The 16,845-nt window shown below is 36.7% G+C and carries 13 protein-coding genes and 1 pseudogene; 1 reads left to right on the top strand and 13 read right to left on the bottom strand.

The window, feature by feature from the left end; all coding sequences use genetic code 11:
* Positions 1-14: 14 nt before the first annotated feature.
* The 13 genes and pseudogenes from ACSHW7_RS12090 to ACSHW7_RS12030 all read right to left on the bottom strand — a co-directional run bounded on the left by ACSHW7_RS12090 (position 15) and on the right by ACSHW7_RS12030 (position 15,452).
* The gene (locus ACSHW7_RS12090; protein WP_435679616.1) at positions 15-893 is read right to left on the bottom strand and encodes an N-acetylglucosamine kinase; all 879 of its coding nucleotides are present in this window, start codon (positions 891-893) and stop codon (positions 15-17) included.
* 96 nt (positions 894-989) lie between these two features.
* The gene (gap, locus tag ACSHW7_RS12085) at positions 990-1,988 is read right to left on the bottom strand and encodes a type I glyceraldehyde-3-phosphate dehydrogenase (RefSeq protein ID WP_435679615.1); all 999 of its coding nucleotides are present in this window, start codon (positions 1,986-1,988) and stop codon (positions 990-992) included.
* An 83-nt stretch (positions 1,989-2,071) separates the two neighbouring features.
* Positions 2,072-3,061, bottom strand: coding sequence for a 6-phosphofructokinase (gene pfkA, locus ACSHW7_RS12080; protein WP_435679614.1), 990 nt, complete (start codon positions 3,059-3,061; stop codon positions 2,072-2,074).
* A 182-nt stretch (positions 3,062-3,243) separates the two neighbouring features.
* The gene (locus tag ACSHW7_RS12075; protein WP_435679613.1) at positions 3,244-3,411 is read right to left on the bottom strand and encodes a T9SS type A sorting domain-containing protein; all 168 of its coding nucleotides are present in this window, start codon (positions 3,409-3,411) and stop codon (positions 3,244-3,246) included.
* 22 nt (positions 3,412-3,433) lie between these two features.
* Positions 3,434-4,432: a hypothetical protein gene (locus ACSHW7_RS12070; protein ID WP_435679612.1), complete on the bottom strand. Its 999-nt coding sequence runs from the start codon at positions 4,430-4,432 to the stop codon at positions 3,434-3,436.
* A gap of 185 nt (positions 4,433-4,617) precedes the next feature.
* Complete coding sequence (locus ACSHW7_RS12065; protein ID WP_435679611.1) at positions 4,618-5,610, bottom strand: alpha/beta hydrolase; 993 nt, start codon at positions 5,608-5,610, stop codon at positions 4,618-4,620.
* Positions 5,611-5,906: 296 nt separating this feature from the next.
* Complete coding sequence (locus tag ACSHW7_RS12060; RefSeq protein WP_435679757.1) at positions 5,907-8,303, bottom strand: protein-disulfide reductase DsbD family protein; 2,397 nt, start codon at positions 8,301-8,303, stop codon at positions 5,907-5,909.
* Positions 8,304-8,345: 42 nt separating this feature from the next.
* Positions 8,346-9,638: pseudogene (gene tilS, locus ACSHW7_RS12055) on the bottom strand (tRNA lysidine(34) synthetase TilS); the annotation flags it as partial.
* 81 nt (positions 9,639-9,719) lie between these two features.
* Entirely contained in the window at positions 9,720-11,009 is a 1,290-nt protein-coding gene (pabB, locus tag ACSHW7_RS12050; protein WP_435679610.1) for an aminodeoxychorismate synthase component I, read from the bottom strand.
* Positions 11,010-11,085: 76 nt separating this feature from the next.
* Positions 11,086-12,486, bottom strand: a complete 1,401-nt coding sequence (gene lpdA, locus ACSHW7_RS12045; RefSeq protein WP_435679609.1) for a dihydrolipoyl dehydrogenase — start codon at positions 12,484-12,486, stop codon at positions 11,086-11,088.
* A 128-nt stretch (positions 12,487-12,614) separates the two neighbouring features.
* Positions 12,615-14,210 carry a S41 family peptidase gene (locus tag ACSHW7_RS12040; RefSeq protein WP_435679608.1) on the bottom strand — a complete coding sequence of 532 codons (1,596 nt, stop codon included), beginning with the start codon at positions 14,208-14,210 and terminating at the stop codon, positions 12,615-12,617.
* 130 nt (positions 14,211-14,340) lie between these two features.
* Entirely contained in the window at positions 14,341-14,997 is a 657-nt protein-coding gene (locus tag ACSHW7_RS12035) for a CPBP family intramembrane glutamic endopeptidase (RefSeq protein WP_435679607.1), read from the bottom strand.
* Positions 14,994-15,452, bottom strand: a complete 459-nt coding sequence (locus ACSHW7_RS12030) for an Lrp/AsnC family transcriptional regulator (protein ID WP_435679606.1) — start codon at positions 15,450-15,452, stop codon at positions 14,994-14,996. Before ACSHW7_RS12030 ends, ACSHW7_RS12035 begins: the two co-directional genes overlap by 4 nt.
* A 183-nt stretch (positions 15,453-15,635) precedes the next feature.
* On the opposite strand from ACSHW7_RS12030, the gene ACSHW7_RS12025 reads away from it, so the two are divergent.
* Positions 15,636-16,844, top strand: coding sequence for an aminotransferase class I/II-fold pyridoxal phosphate-dependent enzyme (locus ACSHW7_RS12025; RefSeq protein WP_435679605.1), 1,209 nt, complete (start codon positions 15,636-15,638; stop codon positions 16,842-16,844).
* Position 16,845: the final 1 nt, after the last annotated feature.

Below are 16,845 nucleotides of genomic sequence, written 5' to 3'. Positions count from 1 at the left end.
ACTATTAATGCGTTTTAATCGAGTCTGTTTTTGCGGTAATATTCAATCAAACCGTCAATAGGCCGGCGAATTATATTACCCAATTCTAAATGGTAGGGTTTCATGCAATCACGAATGATATCCTCGCTAAAATGAGCAATACTGCCAATAAAATGAATGGGGACATGCTGCGCTTCCTTGAAACAGAGAATACGGTTTTCAATAAAATTGAGCATCCCCTCGCTAATCAGTTTGTAAAAATAACCATTTATTTCGATAGCATTTTTTGGTCTGTTTTCTCCCGGATTAAAAATGAACTCGGCAAAAGATGCTAAATACATATTTGGATTAGGTTTTTTATAGAGATTTAATTTAATATCGTCTGCATCAAGGTTAAAACGGCGGGCAAACTCGGTAGCCAAAACGCTGGGCATTTTTTTATAAAAATAATCCCGAATCAACCGCTTGCCGAAATAATTACCACTCGCCTCGTCCATTAATGTGTATCCTAGCGACTCCACACTTGAGTGTACTTTTTTACCATCAAAATAACTACTGTTACTTCCGGTTCCCAAAATACAAACAATGCCAGGCTCACTTGTAGCCGCATGCACAGCAGCTACAGTATCTTCTTGAACTGTTACAGTAGAGTTTACAAATATGGACTCTAAAACACCTTTTAAGATAGCGACCGGTGTTTTTGTACCACAGCCAGCGCCATAGAAATCAAGTTGCATTTTAGTATCGAAAAGAGGTTTTAAATCTTGATTTTCAGAAATACGCTTTAATAAATCCTCTTCTGGAACAACCGCTGGATTGAGCCCTAAAGAGCGTGTTTTTAAAACAACTTCACCAGCCGAATCGAGTAAAATCCAGTCGCATTTTGTAGAACCTCCATCTGTAATAAGAATCATTTGTAGAATAATTTGTTAGTTAATAGTGGAATTAGAGTATTAGCTTATTACTCGCTGGCAACCAGTTCGTTTTTAACTAATTCCCTATTCAACGCTCTACAAACTAGCAACGTGAGCTGCAAGATCAATTAATTTTGCTGAATATCCATACTCATTATCGTACCAAGCGATTAATTTAAAGAAATTATCGTTAAGTGCAATGGCTGAGTCAGCATCAAATGTACATGTGTGCGGGTCGCTTACAAAATCTTGAGATACAACTTGTTCATCGGTATAAGCTACAATCCCTTTATAAGAACCGTTAGCGGCATCTTTGAATACTTTTTTAATCTCTTCAAGGTTGGTTGCTTTTTCAGTTCTAACCGTTAGGTCTACTACTGAAACATCTACCGTAGGAACTCTAAATGCCATTCCCGTTAATTTGCCTTTGAGTGCAGGAATTACTTTTGTCACTGCGACCGCTGCTCCTGTTGAAGTAGGAATTATATTATTTACACCACTTCTACCCAAACGATAGTTCTTCTTTGAAGGTTGGTCAACAGTACTTTGAGTTGCAGTAAGTGCATGTACTGTAGTCATCAACCCTTCAACGATACCAAAGTTATCATCCATTATCTTTGCCAATGGAGCTAAACAGTTTGTTGTACACGAGGCATTTGATACAATCGTATCGGTTGCTTTAGCTTCTTTATGATTTACTCCCATTACAAACATAGGCGCATCTTTTGAAGGTGCCGAAATCACTACTTTCTTAGCTCCTGCTTTAATATGTGCATTTGCTGAATCTAATGTTGTAAAAATACCTGTACAATCTAATACTATGTCAGCACTAGCTTCGTCCCATTTTAAATTTTCAGGATTACGCTCTGCTGAAACTCTTATTTTATTTCCATCTACTACTAAATGACCATCTTTTACTTCAATCGTACCTGGGTATTTTCCGTGAACCGAATCATATTCCAATAGATATGCTAAATGGTCAACATCCAGCAAGTCGTTCACCGCTACTACTTCGATAGCTGGGTTTTGTGATGCAATTCTGAAGGCGATTCTTCCAATACGACCAAAGCCGTTAATTCCAATTTTTGTAGTCATTCTTTTATGGTATTCTGAAGGATCAAAACAATTATTTTTGTTTGGAACACTCCAATTAATATTAAATTTTATTTCGGTTTGAATTAAATGGAAGTGATATCTGCCACTCTAATTAAACTTTCGTCTATTTTATTTGAACCTTTTAAAGATTCTTTAAAATCTATTGAAACTATCTTGTTGTGAACGATAGCTATCATCACATCGCGCTCTCCATTGAGTAAGGCATCTATGGCGCCAACTCCCATTCTACTTGCCAAAACCCTATCGTAACAACTCGGCGAACCACCCCTTTGTATATGACCCAATACAGTGACTTTACATTCATACTCTTCAAGATTTTCTCTAATGTATTCGGCGAGTCCTAAAATGTTTTTTCCTATTTGGTCTCCCTCTGCAACCACAACGATACTTGAAGACTTACCAGATTTTTTACTTCGCTTTAAGGATTCAATCAATCTATCGCGCCCCATGTTTTGCTCTGGGATGAGAATTTCCTCTGCTCCTGCTCCTATTCCAGCATTTAATGCAATATCTCCGGCATCACGCCCCATAACTTCAACTAGGAATAAACGGTTGTGTGAGTTTGCAGTATCTCTTATTTTATCGATTGCTTCAACTACTGTGTTTAAAGCAGTGTCGTAACCTATAGTGTAATCGGTTCCATTGATGTCGTTGTCAATAGTTCCGGGAAGTCCAACGATGGGAAAATCGAATTCTTCATTGAATACAATCGCACCTTTAAATGTGCCATCACCGCCAATTGTAACAAGGGCATCTATTTCGGCTTTCTTTAAATGATCGTAGGCTTTTTGTCGACCTTCTTTGGTCATAAATTCTTTAGATCGTGCTGACTTTAAAAATGTCCCACCACGGTTAATCAAATTTTTAACACTACGCGCATCCAAAGGTTGAAAGTCTCCTTCGATTAATCCTTCATAACCCCTAAAGATACCAACGCATTCTACATTATGATAGACACATGATCGAACTACCGCCCGGATGGCTGCGTTCATTCCAGGTGCATCTCCACCGCTGGTCAATACACCTATTCTTTTAATAGAGGTTTTATTCATGGTTATAAATATAAGAGCAAAAACCGCTTTCCGCAATTTGTAGAGGTTACTATAACGTTTTCGGTTAACAAGTTCTTTTTTAAAATTGAAATTTCAGAAAAAACAAGACAAAACTACAAACAAAAAAACCTGCCTTAAAATAAATCAAGACAGGTTTTCCAACAATTAAACTTTAACTTTTATTATTTTTTAATCAACTTTATAGTTTTTTCACCTTGAGCGGTTGTTACATTCGCAACATAAACACCAGCGTTAAGTACAGACATATCCAAAGAATAGTTTGTCGCGCTTGGAGTTGCACGAATTACTTCTTGCCCAAGAACATTTACAACCGAAATTGATGTAATCATATCTCTAGCAGTAACATTCCAGTCATATTCCGCTTTGGTCTATATAATTGGTATATGGTGCTTTCAAGTTAATACAGTCTACTCCATTGTCAAGACCTATCCATATATGCTGTTCGTCATCTTCAAATAGCGATAATGCAGTGTTGTCACTCAGCCCTGTATTTTGATTTACTTTAAAAAGAAGTGCTCCGTTTTTAGAAATATGATACACCCCATTCGAAATGGTGCCTAAAAGTAAGCTTCCATCTGTCAATCTTAGACTTGTATAAATACTCAGGGTTTTTGTAAGAGATTTGAGTTCGGTATTCCATGACGACAATTCCTTACCGTTGAAATTTAGAATTCCGTTAGCACGGGTAATGACTCTCAAACCTTCCGAAACTTGGAACAAACCAACAACAACATCTTCCTTAAAAATTGTTAGACCACTAACCAGTTCCTTTACTCTATTTTGAATACGGTATAAGCCTTCATTTGCAACTTGGAAATAAATAACGCCTTCCACATTATACATTTTATGGATGGTATTATTTGCTGAAATAATATTTACCTCCTCATTTAAAGTGTTATAAACATAAATACGATTTAAGGATTGAAAAAGCACCCAATTTTCATAGGGAATGATGTTCCAAAACTGTTCATCCTCAACTATATCTAAAGCTAATTTATCACTAAGAGATTGATAGGTAAGTATCCCTAACTCATTCTTCTCCCGAATACCAAAATCCATGTAGGACCCTGTATAAACACTATTGTCCTTAACAGCTACCGAACGCATTAAAGTGCCATTTGGAGATGGAAATAGTGTCCATTTTGCTCCATTGAACTCTAAAAGCCCATCATTATTTGCAATATAAATGAACTTATTTTCAGTTTGTGAAATTGACCAATTTTGATTTCCAGCACCATAAATATTGCTCGAAAAATTAGAAATAGGCGGTAGCTCTTGTCCGCTGCAAAACGTGCAGGGGAACAAAAAAAATAATATAATTGATAGTATGGATAAAAACGTATTTCTCACGAATACTAAGTATAGTTGTGTAAAATACGTAAATTTTAGATGAAGTAATAAAACATACTGATACATATTAAACCTAAACATAAGACACCTCAAAAGAGTATCACTATGACGTTGATTTTCAGTAAGAATTATAGCTCTTGCTTAAATCTACATTTGTAAATTAATATAGATTTAAAATAAAATTCCTACTTCCCAATCATCATTTGGACCGCTTCTGGAAAACGTTCTTGCCATGAGGGCACATTGTGGTTACCGCCTTCGGTTTTAATATTTCGGAACACATTATTGGAAATGTAACCCCGCTCTTTAAAGACATCATTTACATCATCTTCATATTGTGTGTAAAACATATCCAGCCCCTTTGTTCCAAAGGAAAAATAAAATTTATGTGTTTCTGGAGAAGGTAAATTATTGCGCATATAGTCAAAAAACGCAGGAGGAATGGGATTTCCAGGACTTGGCACCGCACCTACCCAATGGGTACTCATCCCAATGGCACCGCCAAAAGTTTGAGGATATTCACACACCGCATACATAGAAATCAAACCGCCCATACTCGCTCCAGCGATATACGTGTTTTGTGCATCTGTCGCTGTGCTATAATTTGCATCAATATAAGGTTTAAGCTCTTTTGTCAAGAAATCGAGATAATTATCGCTATTGAATTCAAACGTTTTGTTGAATGCTCTTACCAATTGTAATAAAGAATCTTTCGTTTTCACCGGTAATAAGTCAATAGGTTTTTGCGGGAAATAATCTTCGCTTCGTTCTTTTGCAATGTTATAAACACCAACTACGATAGCATCTTTTATTTTTTCTTCGGAAACGAGCCGAGTAATCGTTTCGTCTATCTCCATTTCAGGTTTTCGTGTATCCACTGTTGGGTCAAATAAATCTTGACCGTCATTCATGTAGAGTACCGCGTATGTTTTATCGGCCGAGTAATCCTTTGGTAACCAAACATCAACCGTTCTTGGAATTATAAAATTAGATGCAAAAGAATCAAAACGGTGAATTTTTCCAGTGATGTTTTCGTTTTCTACAACATCAAAAGAATAAGTTTTAATGTCTAATATTTCCGAAGAAGTAATTTCAGCTTTTGATATTTCGAGATTTTTTTGGGAAGAGTTACAACTTGCAAACAATGCGACTATGGCACAAAACAAATAGATTTTCATAGATACTCCTTATAGTTTCAGTAAAATTACAACGAATAAAAAAGGAAGTCTAACTTAAAAATACTAATTTATTGTTAAGAAAACTACCGGTGTAGGGCTAAATATACGTGGAAACACGTATTGATTTCACTTAATGTTATGTGTAGATTTGTTGTATGAATTAGTGAATATGCTCTAACTATGTTTTTTGTGGGGATAAAAAACATACGATGACGATAAAAAATTTACTAAGTTAGGTTTGTTAAGAGCGTTACAATGTAACGCTCTATTTTTTTACCCTAACTCAATCATAGCATCTACTTATTACCGAATTGAGATATCCCAGTCCTTAACCATTTTTCATACTCTTCTGCATCTGGCGTGTAACCAACAGGATTGATAAGATTTTCCTCGTCATGATTCATAAGTACATAGTAAGGTTGTGCATTTGCCTTATAATTTGTGATTTGTAAATCACTCCATTTATTGCCTACAGTTCTCACTTTTTTACCAGTTTCTTTACTTGTGTACTTTTCGTTCTCAGGCAATTCTTTCTTTTCGTCCACATAGAGAGAAATCAATACCACTTCATTTTTAAGGATGGGAAGAATACTACCCTCTGGCCAAACGTTTTCTTCCATTTTTCTACAATTTACACAAGCGTGTCCTGTAAAATCAATCATAATAGGCTTCCCTACTTCCTTCGCATACGCCACTCCTTTATCATAATCTGTGAAACTCAATATGTCGTGGGGTGCTAATAACTTTGCCCCCTCAGGAATTTTACCTTGAACTGCAGTAGTGGCAACGCCTCCCAATTTTGAAAACCCTACCCCATAAGGCGACTCACTATAATGTGCCGCAGGTGGAAAACCACTTATCAATTTAAGTGGAGCTCCCCAAAGCCCAGGAATCATATACACTGTAAATGATAATACCAATAATGCTAACATCAATCTACCTACGCTTATGTGAGTTACAGGCGAATCGTGCGGTAAGCGTATTTTTCCAAATAAATAAAGAGCGAGAGCCCCAAATATAGCTATCCAAATCGCAAGGAAAACCTCTCGTTCTAACCAATGTAATTGAAGTACCAAATCGGCATTCGATAAAAACTTAAAAGCTAATGCTAGTTCTAAAAACCCTAAAACTACTTTTACAGTATTTAACCAACCACCACTTTTTGGCAATGAGTTTAACCATCCCGGGAATGCTGCAAATAATGCAAAAGGCAACGCGATTGCCAAAGCAAAACCAAACATACCCACAATAGGTCCTATTTGACTTCCACCGGCAGCAGCTTCAACCAAGAGCGTTCCAACTATTGGACCCGTACAAGAAAAAGATACAATCGCTAAGGCGAGTGCCATAAAGAATATACCTATAAGACCACCCCTATCAGCTTGCTTATCAACTTTATTTGCCCAAGAATTTGGTAACATAATTTCAAAAGCCCCCAAGAAAGAAGCTGCAAAAACAATTAACAACACAAAGAAAATAAGATTGAACCAAACATTAGTTGACAACGCATTGAGCGCATCTGCACCAAAAACTAAACTCACAAAAATGCCCAATAGCACATAAATTACAATGATTGATAAACCATATATAATTGCATTTCTAATTCCTGCCGCTTTGGTTTTACTTTGTTTGGTAAAAAAACTTACGGTCATTGGTATCATTGGGAACACACATGGCGTTAACAATGCCGCGAAGCCCGAGAAAAATGCAACTATAAAAATCCTCCATAAACCTTTGTTATCTTCACTTCCATCATTTCCATCATCATTAATACTACCTGAAGCTGCAACAATTTCTGCATTAGCATCTGGTATTTGAAAAGTAAAATCCTTTGTTGGAAATATACATTTCTCATCATCACACGTTTGATAATCCAATGATATTATAAGGTCTTTTAATGAACTATTAGATACTTTTACAGTTTGTATAAAACGTGCTGTTTTATCAAAATACTCCACATCCATTTCAAATATCTTATCAAAAGTTTTGTGTGGTTCGCCAACTTGCTTCAATGATCCAACTAACTTAACTGGACTATCATCTTCTAAGCGAACTGCCGTTGGATTAGGGGCAATTACCGAAGGGTCTATATCATCATAAGATTTGGTTGAATATACATGCCATTTATCTTCAATACTCGCATTAAAAATTAACTCATATGTATCATTTCCAATTTTTCTAATCTCAGAATCCCAGGTTACGGGCTCAAAAATCTGACTGTTTTCATCACTTGCAGCACTTTTCCCCGGCAACACAAACTCTAATTCCCTAAAATCGAAAATACACTTTTCATCATCACATGATTGAAAACTTACTTCTCCGATGAATGAGGTCAAATTAGGGTCTAAAACTTTAATCTTTTGTTTAAAGGTTGCACTGTGGTCAAAATAAGTAAGTTCAAGATTAAAAACTTTATCAAAACTTGTGTGCGACTCACTCTCTGTTGCTTTGCCTATTAACTCAATTTTATCAGCATTATCTAGGTAAGAAAACGTAGTTGGTATTGGCCCGTCCTCATGTTCTTGCTGGTCGTAGAGATGCCAATTGTCTTGAATTTCAGCAATGTAACTTAATATGTATGTATCTTCGCCCGTTTTTTCGATTTCCGAAGTCCATTTAACAGGCTCTAAAATTTGTGAAAATCCCGATACTGCAAACAAGAAAAATAGTAGTGTCGCAAATAATTGTTTCATAGTTTGTTGGTGTGTTGTAATCTTTAAAATACGCGTGGTTTGGTCAGTTACTTTAAATCGGTCATCAGCTCTCCATCCTATCACCCAAACGATTTTATCGTCACTTTCCAACAACCAAATTTTTTCTTTGTCAGCCAAAGATAGCTTTTCATCTTTAAAAAATTTACTCAATTTCTTATTTCCTTTCATCCCAAAAGGCTTAAAAACATCGCCCTCCCGCCACTTTCGGACAAGCAATGGATAGCGCAGTAAATCTGCATCGACGTAAATGGTAGCAGTATCAATATTTCCTACAATATCACTAGGCGTAAAGCGCAGTGTTAGCGGACTGTGAATAATTTTTTGATTTGCTGGAATACTTACTTCGGAAATTTCTGGATGTTGCTGCAATTTAGACAAAATAAACACCGTTCTGTCCTTTAAAAGACGATGAGATTCTGAAAATATAGCTTTGCCCGATTGTGCCTTTTGTAATTTTACAATCGCCTTAAAATCAGTAAACCCAAAAGAATGAAGTAATTCATACAACAACGCTTTATTATTGGGGAGTTGTTCTAATTCGTCAATTTTAATGGAATAGCCATCTTCTGTTTCATCTACCACCAAATTGAAAACCAAAGCCAAATAATCATCCACCAACGATTGACTTTCTTGAAGATGCTCTTGTGTTTTCCTAAAATTTTGAAGCAGTTTTTTATTCGTTTCTTTTAAAGATGGAATGACTTCTAATCGCATTTTATTGCGCAGATAATCTGTCTTTTTATTACTGCTATCTTCTCTCCAAAATAGTTGTTCCTTTTTTGCAAATCGTAAAATATCTTGTCTAGAAAAAGGCAATAAGGGACGGATTACTTTGTCATTAATTTCTGGAATTCCTGTGAGACCTCTTAAACCCGTACTTCGGGAAAGATTAATTAAAAAAGTTTCGAGGTCGTCATCTGCATGGTGTCCCGTCGCGATAAAATGATAATTAAACGTTTCCGTTATTTCATAAAACCAGCGATATCGCAACTCCCTTGCCGCTACTTGGGTTGACAATCCATTGTCTTTTGCAAAAGTTTTGGTGTCAAAAGTTTCAGAATAAAATGGAACATTTAATTTGTTAGCCAAGTTTTCAACAAAAGTAGCATCTTCGTCGCTCTCATTTCCGCGTAAGCTAAAGTTGCAATGTGCAATGGCAATGGTATAATCTAGTTTGTGTAACAAATGTACTAATGCCACACTATCAACACCTCCACTGCAAGCCACAAGAATTTTACTCCCTTCGTTTTTACCTAAAGCAGGCAAAATTTGCGGAAAAGTTGTTCTAATATGTTGTTGAAAATCGTCGGTCATTCAAAATTTTCTTTTGCTGGAATTTCAGCAGAAAAAGCCATCAAAGATTATAAAATAATATGAGAGTTTTTTATCTACTTTTTATTCTAAAACTTGCCGCATCGCCTTAGCCTTTAGCAAGCATTCTTCATATTCATTCTCTGCATTGGATTTTGCAGTAATCGCACCGCCTACGGAATAACTAACGTATTTTGACATCTCGTTGTATAAAATACTCCTTATAATTACATTAAAATCAAAATCGCCATTGGGTGCAAAATAGCCCACAGCGCCACTGTACAATCCGCGTTTTGCATCTTCCAATTTCTCAATAATTTGCATGGCACGTACTTTGGGAGCACCCGTCATACTTCCCATGGGGAATGTATTTCTTATAATCGACACGGGCGAAACATCATCTGCCACTTGGCACGTAATGGTGGAAATCATTTGATGCACCTGCTGAAATGTATAAACTTTACAGAGTTCTTCGACTACGACGCTTCCTTTGGTTGCAATGCGCGATAAATCGTTTCGCACGAGGTCTGTAATCATAATATTTTCGCTGCGCTCTTTTGGGTCATTTTTTAAAGTTTCGATTAGTTTTTCATCATCGGTTTTTGTTTGAGCTCGTTTTGCAGTTCCTTTAATAGGTTGCGATACAACGGTATTTCCAGTCTTTTTTAAATAACGCTCTGGCGATGCCGAAAGTAAATAATGCTTATCGATTTTTAAAAAGGTTGCAAACGGAGGATGCGAAATATCATTCAACTTTTTGAACGTTAGTAGTGGATCAATAGTCACATCTTCGGCAAAAAACTCTTGGCAATAATTTGCTACATAAATATCCCCTCGCGCAATGTGTTTTAATAGCGCGTCTATTTTTTCGTAATAGGTGTCTTTTGAAGTTCGGAGACTGATTTTGATATGGGAAGCTGCGTGTTCTTCTTCGGAAATTTCCGCTGAAAGAATATCCTGCCAATCATCTTCCACTTCGTCATCAATCATATTCAAATATTGAATGGTGACTTCCGTTTCTGAAAATAAGAATAAACGTTTTGGTTGAAAAAAATACAAATCTGGGAATTGTAATCCGTCAAAGTTTTCAGATTTCAATCGCTCCACGTCATTTTTTAAATCATACGTCAAGTAACCAAATAACCAATCTTTTGTGGTTGTTTGATATTCTTCCAGTTTCTTAAAGGCTTGATGACTATCTGTTTTTATCGCGGTAAATGAATCCACCGCCAAAATTGCGGTATAGGTGCTATGAGCCTGTGCATGATTGTTAGAATCCAACCAAACAACTTCTTCAAATTGTTGCGCCCAAGCTAAGATGGCCTGTTTTAAATTGGTGTCTTTACGAAGTGTTTTCTTTATATTAGTTCGCATTGCCACGAAGATATTTCTAAAAAAGTAAAAATCCCACCAAAGGCGGGATTTTCAAACTCTTTTTATTCTATTAAATTTAAATATGTAATGATCTATCGTCTGTAGCTGCTAACGCTGCCTCTTTTACGGCCTCGGCATAGGTTGGGTGTGCGTGGCTCATTCTTGCAATATCTTCTGCGCTAGCTCTGTATTCCATGGCAACTACCATTTCAGCAATTAAATCGGCACAACGAGCTCCTACCATGTGCACTCCGAGTATCTCATCGGTTTTTGAGTCGCTTAGGATTTTAACAAAACCGTCAACATCTCCACTTGCTCTACTTCTTCCCAAAGCACGCATAGGGAATTGTCCAGACTTGTATTCCACTTTAGCTTCTTTTAGTTGCTCTTCGGTCTTACCAACGCTGGCAACTTCTGGCCAAGTGTAAACAACACCTGGAATTAAGTTATAATCAATATGAGGTTTTTGTCCGGCTAAAATTTCAGCAACAAGAACACCTTCTTCACTTGCTTTATGCGCTAACATAGCTCCTCTCACAACGTCGCCTATGGCATAAATGTTTGACACATTAGTCTGTAAGTGGTCGTTTACGTCCACTTGTCCTCTTTCGGTTGCTTTTACGCCAGCTTTGTCCAAATTAAGGCCATCTGTGTATGCCTTTCTTCCTACGGAAACCAAACAGTAATCACCACTAAAAGTAACTTCTTCATCTTTTTTGTTGGTCGCTGTAACAATCACTTCATTTTTCTTTCTATCTACTGCTGAAACTTTATGCGAAAGGAAAAATTTAACACCTTGTTTCTTCATTACTTTCATCAATTCTTTGCTCTGAGCGCTATCCATTGTTGGGATAATACGGTCCATATATTCCACAACCGAAACCTCAGCACCCAAACGACGATATACTTGTCCCAGCTCCAGACCAATAACTCCACCACCAATGACAACCATGTGTTTTGGAATTTCCTTAAGGCTCAAAGCTTCGGTTGAAGTAATGACTCTTTCTTTATCCAATTTTATAAACGGTAATGTTGATGGCTTGCTTCCGGTGGCGATAATGGTGTTTTTCGCTTCAATAGTTTCGGTTTTATCGCCTTTTATTTCAATGTGTGTTGCATCCTTAAAACTTCCCACGCCAGTGAAAACATCAATTTTATTTTTGTTCATTAAAAAATCGATACCCTTTGTTGTTTGATCCACAACATTGGCCTTGCGCTCAATCATTTTCTTGAAATTGATTTTCACTTCGCCAGGAATTTCAATACCATGTTCCTCAAAATGCTTGATAGCTTCCTCATAATGGTGCGAAGAATCTAGTAACGCTTTACTCGGGATACAACCCACGTTAAGGCAAGTACCACCTAGGGTGTTGTATTTTTCAATAATGGCAGTTTTCATACCTAATTGTGCACAGCGAATGGCTGCTACATATCCTCCAGGACCAGAACCTATTACGGCTACATCGTATTGACTCATAAATTTTATTCTTAAAGTTGATTGCCCTCAAATGACCGAGGGTCGCTAAAAACGATTACAAAAGTACGATTTTGTTAAAGGAATATCCAATTTTTCACAAAGGTTTAAATCAAGTAAAATAGATACGATTATTGTTTAGACTCAATATCACTTAACACCCATTCAATTTCAGGATCAATACCTGCTTGGCGGTCAGCAACTGTGGGGATAATTTCAACATCTGGCATGACGCCATATCCATCTGGGTCAACTTTGTAAGGCGATTCTACTTGCATTACTCCCATTTTGATGATTACTTTTGAGTTTGGCATTTCGTAACCTCTCGTCATTCCAGCTACTGTACCGTTATGCGCACCACCCGTTTCTTGACCTACAAAAATAGCTCTGTCATTTTTTTTGAGATTTGTAGATAGTAAAGAAGAAGCCGAAAACGAACTTCCATTTATCAATACATATACATCCCCTTTAAAGTTAGTTTCCTTTGGCTCCAAAGGTTTAACCCCGTTTAATCTGTAGTATAATTTACCATCACGTTTTCGTGTCTTAAATACATTATGTACTAAAATTATAGGCGATGCAACTACAGTAAAGGCTTTCAAAAATCCCGGCGAGGTATTGCTCATAAACGACTTGATGATGGGGGTTCTCCCGGTCACTTCGCTTTCATTGTACATTACATATTCTTTATCTGTTAAATAGCCGTAGAGGTCGTTTATCTCCTTTACGCGACCACCTGTGTTGTCCCTTAAATCGATAATCAACTCTTTCGTGCCTAGACTGTCCAAAGTTTTAAAGGTTTCTTCATAAAAAGTTCTAAAGTCACCATTTGTAAAACCTCTTATTTTCATGAGCGCCACAGTACTATCGTTGCCAACAAAACTTAAATTTCTATTGTAAGTCCCATCTTGATAGTTATAGCCATGAATGTCTTTATATTTTCTCACGGCTTTTAATGAATCTCTTTTTAATTTTCGCTCCTCTTTTGTGAGTTTAATGGGCTTGATGGCTGAAATACTATCTTTTTGAATTTCGGTTAAAGAATCGCTTTTCTTCTTTTTGTCTTGCCATTTAAAAGTTTTAGAAAAAACCGAATCACGCTGCTTAAATGTCATGCTAACACTATCTAAAAGTCCTTTGTCCATGACATAAAACCTTTGGAAACGTGACGCAACAAGGCGGTCGTACAAGGTAGTATTAAAACCATCTGAAGCTACATTGTTATTGTATTTTTCAATAAGCTCTTGCGGTGTTTCATCTTCAAATTTGAGCACTTCGCTACCTATTAAAATAGTGTCTGCGTCCTTTGCCGAAACTACAAACATTCTATTCTCAACGTTCTCAAAATCCAAACTATTGAAACCAAATTTTTTATCTCTATAAGCTTTCCGTTCTTTTTTTGTACGTTTCAATATTGGCGCAGCCATCCCAATATGACCTTGCCCTATTGACTTGATTACGGGAGCAAAAGCATAATAAAATTGTTTGCTCGACATTGATTTTGAAATGGATTGTTTTAAGCTATCAATCTTATTATTCAATCGTTCTTTTGAAATATATTGATGCAATTTAGGGTGTGCTCGTTGGATTCTAATATACGTTTTATCAATATCCTCGTGCAATTCTGCAACCGAATGCAATTTTGAGATTTCTTCGTTGTATTTTTTCACACTTCCGCAGGAAGAAATCAACACAAGCAGAAAACTCACATAGTAAATTTTAGTCATACTCTGTATTTTATTGTTAAGACGCTTTAAGAATTGAAATAGTTGCCCAGCTTTTATATTTTTCTTCGGAAATTTTAAACATCAAAATCATAGTAAACCATTAAAATTTCCGAAGAAATCATACTCAAAATCAGCCAGCCGATTCCATACCTGGAAATGCAAGCATCTCCCCCATTCCCACCGTAAATAGCCAATTGCCATAAATTGCATGCTCGATACTCACGAGCGTTGTACTTTTAAATCTAAGGTACGTCAATCCAAAAATAATACCACCAATAAAAGTCAGCACCAAAACCAATGTGTTTCTAAAAAACAAATGCGCCATCATAAAAACTATGGCATTGACAAAAACTATTTGCGCTTTTTTAGGAAATATGGATTGGTAACGCTCGTAGAAAAATGTGCGATAAATAATTTCTTGCGGCCAAACAGAAAAAAGTGTGTACACAAACAAAATGATTACGAACAATCCCGGATTATGAAATGGCACATAAAACAATGCGGCTTTATCAACAATAAACACATACACAATTGTCACTGCTGCAATAAGCAAAAATGTAATGCCCACCCGTTTCCAGAATGCTTTCCAATCTATTCCTTCCTTAATTTTAAATTGAATGGCGCCCAAACGGCGGAGCGTTACCAATAGATAACCGAAGCCAAGCAACACCATTAGTATTTTTAAATAAATTTCAAATTTTAAACCAAAATCAATTGCCAATATTACTGGCATCGCTACAAATAGCAACAAAAATTCAATGGCTAAATATCGTTTTGAAATTTTCATAATCGCACCGCGGTGGTGTTTTTAACTTCGTTGATTGAAAAGGAACTCTGCGTACTCCCAATATGCTGCAACGAAGTTAATTTATTTATCATAAACTCTCTAAAATGCTCCATATCTTTTACCACCACTTTAAGCAAATAATCGTACTCCCCGCTTACATGGTAGCATTCTAAAACCTCTTCCAGTTGTGTGGCTTCGCGCTCAAATTCACTAATATATTTTTCGCTATGCTGTGTTAATTTTACATGACAAAAAACCATAAATCCTAAATCTAATTGCTTTTTATCAAGCAAAGCAACATATTTTTGAATCAATCCATTCCGTTCCAATTTCTTAATCCGCTCATACGTCGCAGTGACAGAAAGGTTTAACTTCAACGCAAGCTCCTTGTTAGTTTGCTTACAATCCTGTTGCACTTCGGCCAGCAGTTGTTTATCGGTTACATCAAGTTTCATATAGAAAAATTTTCATAAAGATACTAATAGAGATTAAATTTTTTAGATTTTATTTCTGAAATTTAAATCATTTAAAGATTGATAAACCAAATAAAACACATTACATTGACAAATAATCTACATTTAGATACATTTGACGAAATTATAAATACATTAAGATTTCCGAAGCAAAAATCAAAATTTATGGCAGACAAAACTTTTAAACCAGCAAACAACATTCAAGATTTACAATATTTTGGGGAATTTGGAGGTGTGAATCCCTCGATTTCAGATTCTTCAACCTATACATTCTTGTCGGCCAAAACCATGTTTGACACCTTTGAAGGAAATGCAGACGGATGCTATTTATACTCACGCCACTCAACGCCATCAAACTTGTATTTGGGCGAAGCACTTGCCGCAATGGAAGGCACCGAAACTGCAAACGTAGCAGCAAGTGGCATGGGAGCAATCACACCCACGATTTTACAATTTTGCCAAGCAGGCGACCATATCGTCTCTAGCCGAACTATTTACGGTGGAACCTACGCTTTTTTAAAGAATTTTACTCCAAGAATGGATATTCATACCTCCTTTGTTGATATCACAAAATTAGAAGCGGTTGAAGCTGCTATAAAGCCGGAAACCAAAATTATTTTTTGCGAATGTGTTAGTAATCCTTTGCTCGAAATAGCTGATATTGCTGGGTTAGCAAAGATTGCTAAAAAACATAATTTACAATTATTGGTTGATAATACGTTTTCACCATTGACGATATCCCCAGCAAAATTGGGTGCCGATGTTGTAATGCACAGTCTCACAAAATTTATCAACGGTGCGAGCGATACCATGGGTGGCGTAGTTTGCGGAACACAAGAGTTGATAGATACACTAAGAAATGTAAATGATGGGGCGTGCATGCTTTTGGGCGCTTCTATGGATAGTTTGCGAGCGGCCTCTATTTTAAAAAATCTGCGCACCTTGCATATAAGAATGCAACAGCACAGTAAAAATGCACTGTTCTTAGCAAATAAATTTGAAGCAGATGGACTGCGAACTGTATATCCCGGACTAAAATCTCACCCGGGTCATGACTTGTACAATGGCATGATGAACGAACAATATGGTTACGGCGGAATGCTCACCATTGACGCGGGTAGTCTTGACAAAGCCAACGAACTAATGGAAATGATGCAAGAAAAAAACCTAGGCTATCTCGCGGTGAGTTTAGGTTTTTATAAAACGTTGTTCAGCGCACCGGGAAGCTCTACTTCTTCGGAAATTCCCGAAGATGAACAAGCCGAAATGGGATTGACCGATGGCTTGATTAGATTTTCAATTGGTCTCGACTCAGATATTGAACGAACCTATAAAATGATGCGTGAGTGCATGGTAAAAGTTGGCGTTCTTTAAA

Origin of the sequence: Patiriisocius sp., from assembly GCF_051252435.1 — a bacterium.
In the GTDB taxonomy this organism is placed as follows: domain Bacteria; phylum Bacteroidota; class Bacteroidia; order Flavobacteriales; family Flavobacteriaceae; genus Patiriisocius.
This window is presented reverse-complemented; position numbering and strand designations above follow the sequence as displayed.

Bases quoted from the DNA above. Each gene is read 5' to 3' on its own strand.
- ACSHW7_RS12090 (WP_435679616.1), bottom strand. From the start codon at position 893: ATGATTCTTATTACAGATGGAGGTTCTACAAAATGCGACTGGATTTTA.
- gap (WP_435679615.1), bottom strand. From the start codon at position 1,988: ATGACTACAAAAATTGGAATTAACGGCTTTGGTCGTATTGGAAGAATC.
- pfkA (WP_435679614.1), bottom strand. From the start codon at position 3,061: ATGAATAAAACCTCTATTAAAAGAATAGGTGTATTGACCAGCGGTGGA.
- ACSHW7_RS12075 (WP_435679613.1), bottom strand. From the start codon at position 3,411: ATGATTACATCAATTTCGGTTGTAAATGTTCTTGGGCAAGAAGTAATT.
- ACSHW7_RS12065 (WP_435679611.1), bottom strand. From the start codon at position 5,610: ATGAAAATCTATTTGTTTTGTGCCATAGTCGCATTGTTTGCAAGTTGT.
- ACSHW7_RS12060 (WP_435679757.1), bottom strand. From the start codon at position 8,303: ATGAAACAATTATTTGCGACACTACTATTTTTCTTGTTTGCAGTATCG.
- pabB (WP_435679610.1), bottom strand. From the start codon at position 11,009: ATGCGAACTAATATAAAGAAAACACTTCGTAAAGACACCAATTTAAAA.
- lpdA (WP_435679609.1), bottom strand. From the start codon at position 12,486: ATGAGTCAATACGATGTAGCCGTAATAGGTTCTGGTCCTGGAGGATAT.
- ACSHW7_RS12040 (WP_435679608.1), bottom strand. From the start codon at position 14,210: ATGACTAAAATTTACTATGTGAGTTTTCTGCTTGTGTTGATTTCTTCC.
- ACSHW7_RS12035 (WP_435679607.1), bottom strand. From the start codon at position 14,997: ATGAAAATTTCAAAACGATATTTAGCCATTGAATTTTTGTTGCTATTT.
- ACSHW7_RS12030 (WP_435679606.1), bottom strand. From the start codon at position 15,452: ATGAAACTTGATGTAACCGATAAACAACTGCTGGCCGAAGTGCAACAG.
- ACSHW7_RS12025 (WP_435679605.1), top strand. From the start codon at position 15,636: ATGGCAGACAAAACTTTTAAACCAGCAAACAACATTCAAGATTTACAA.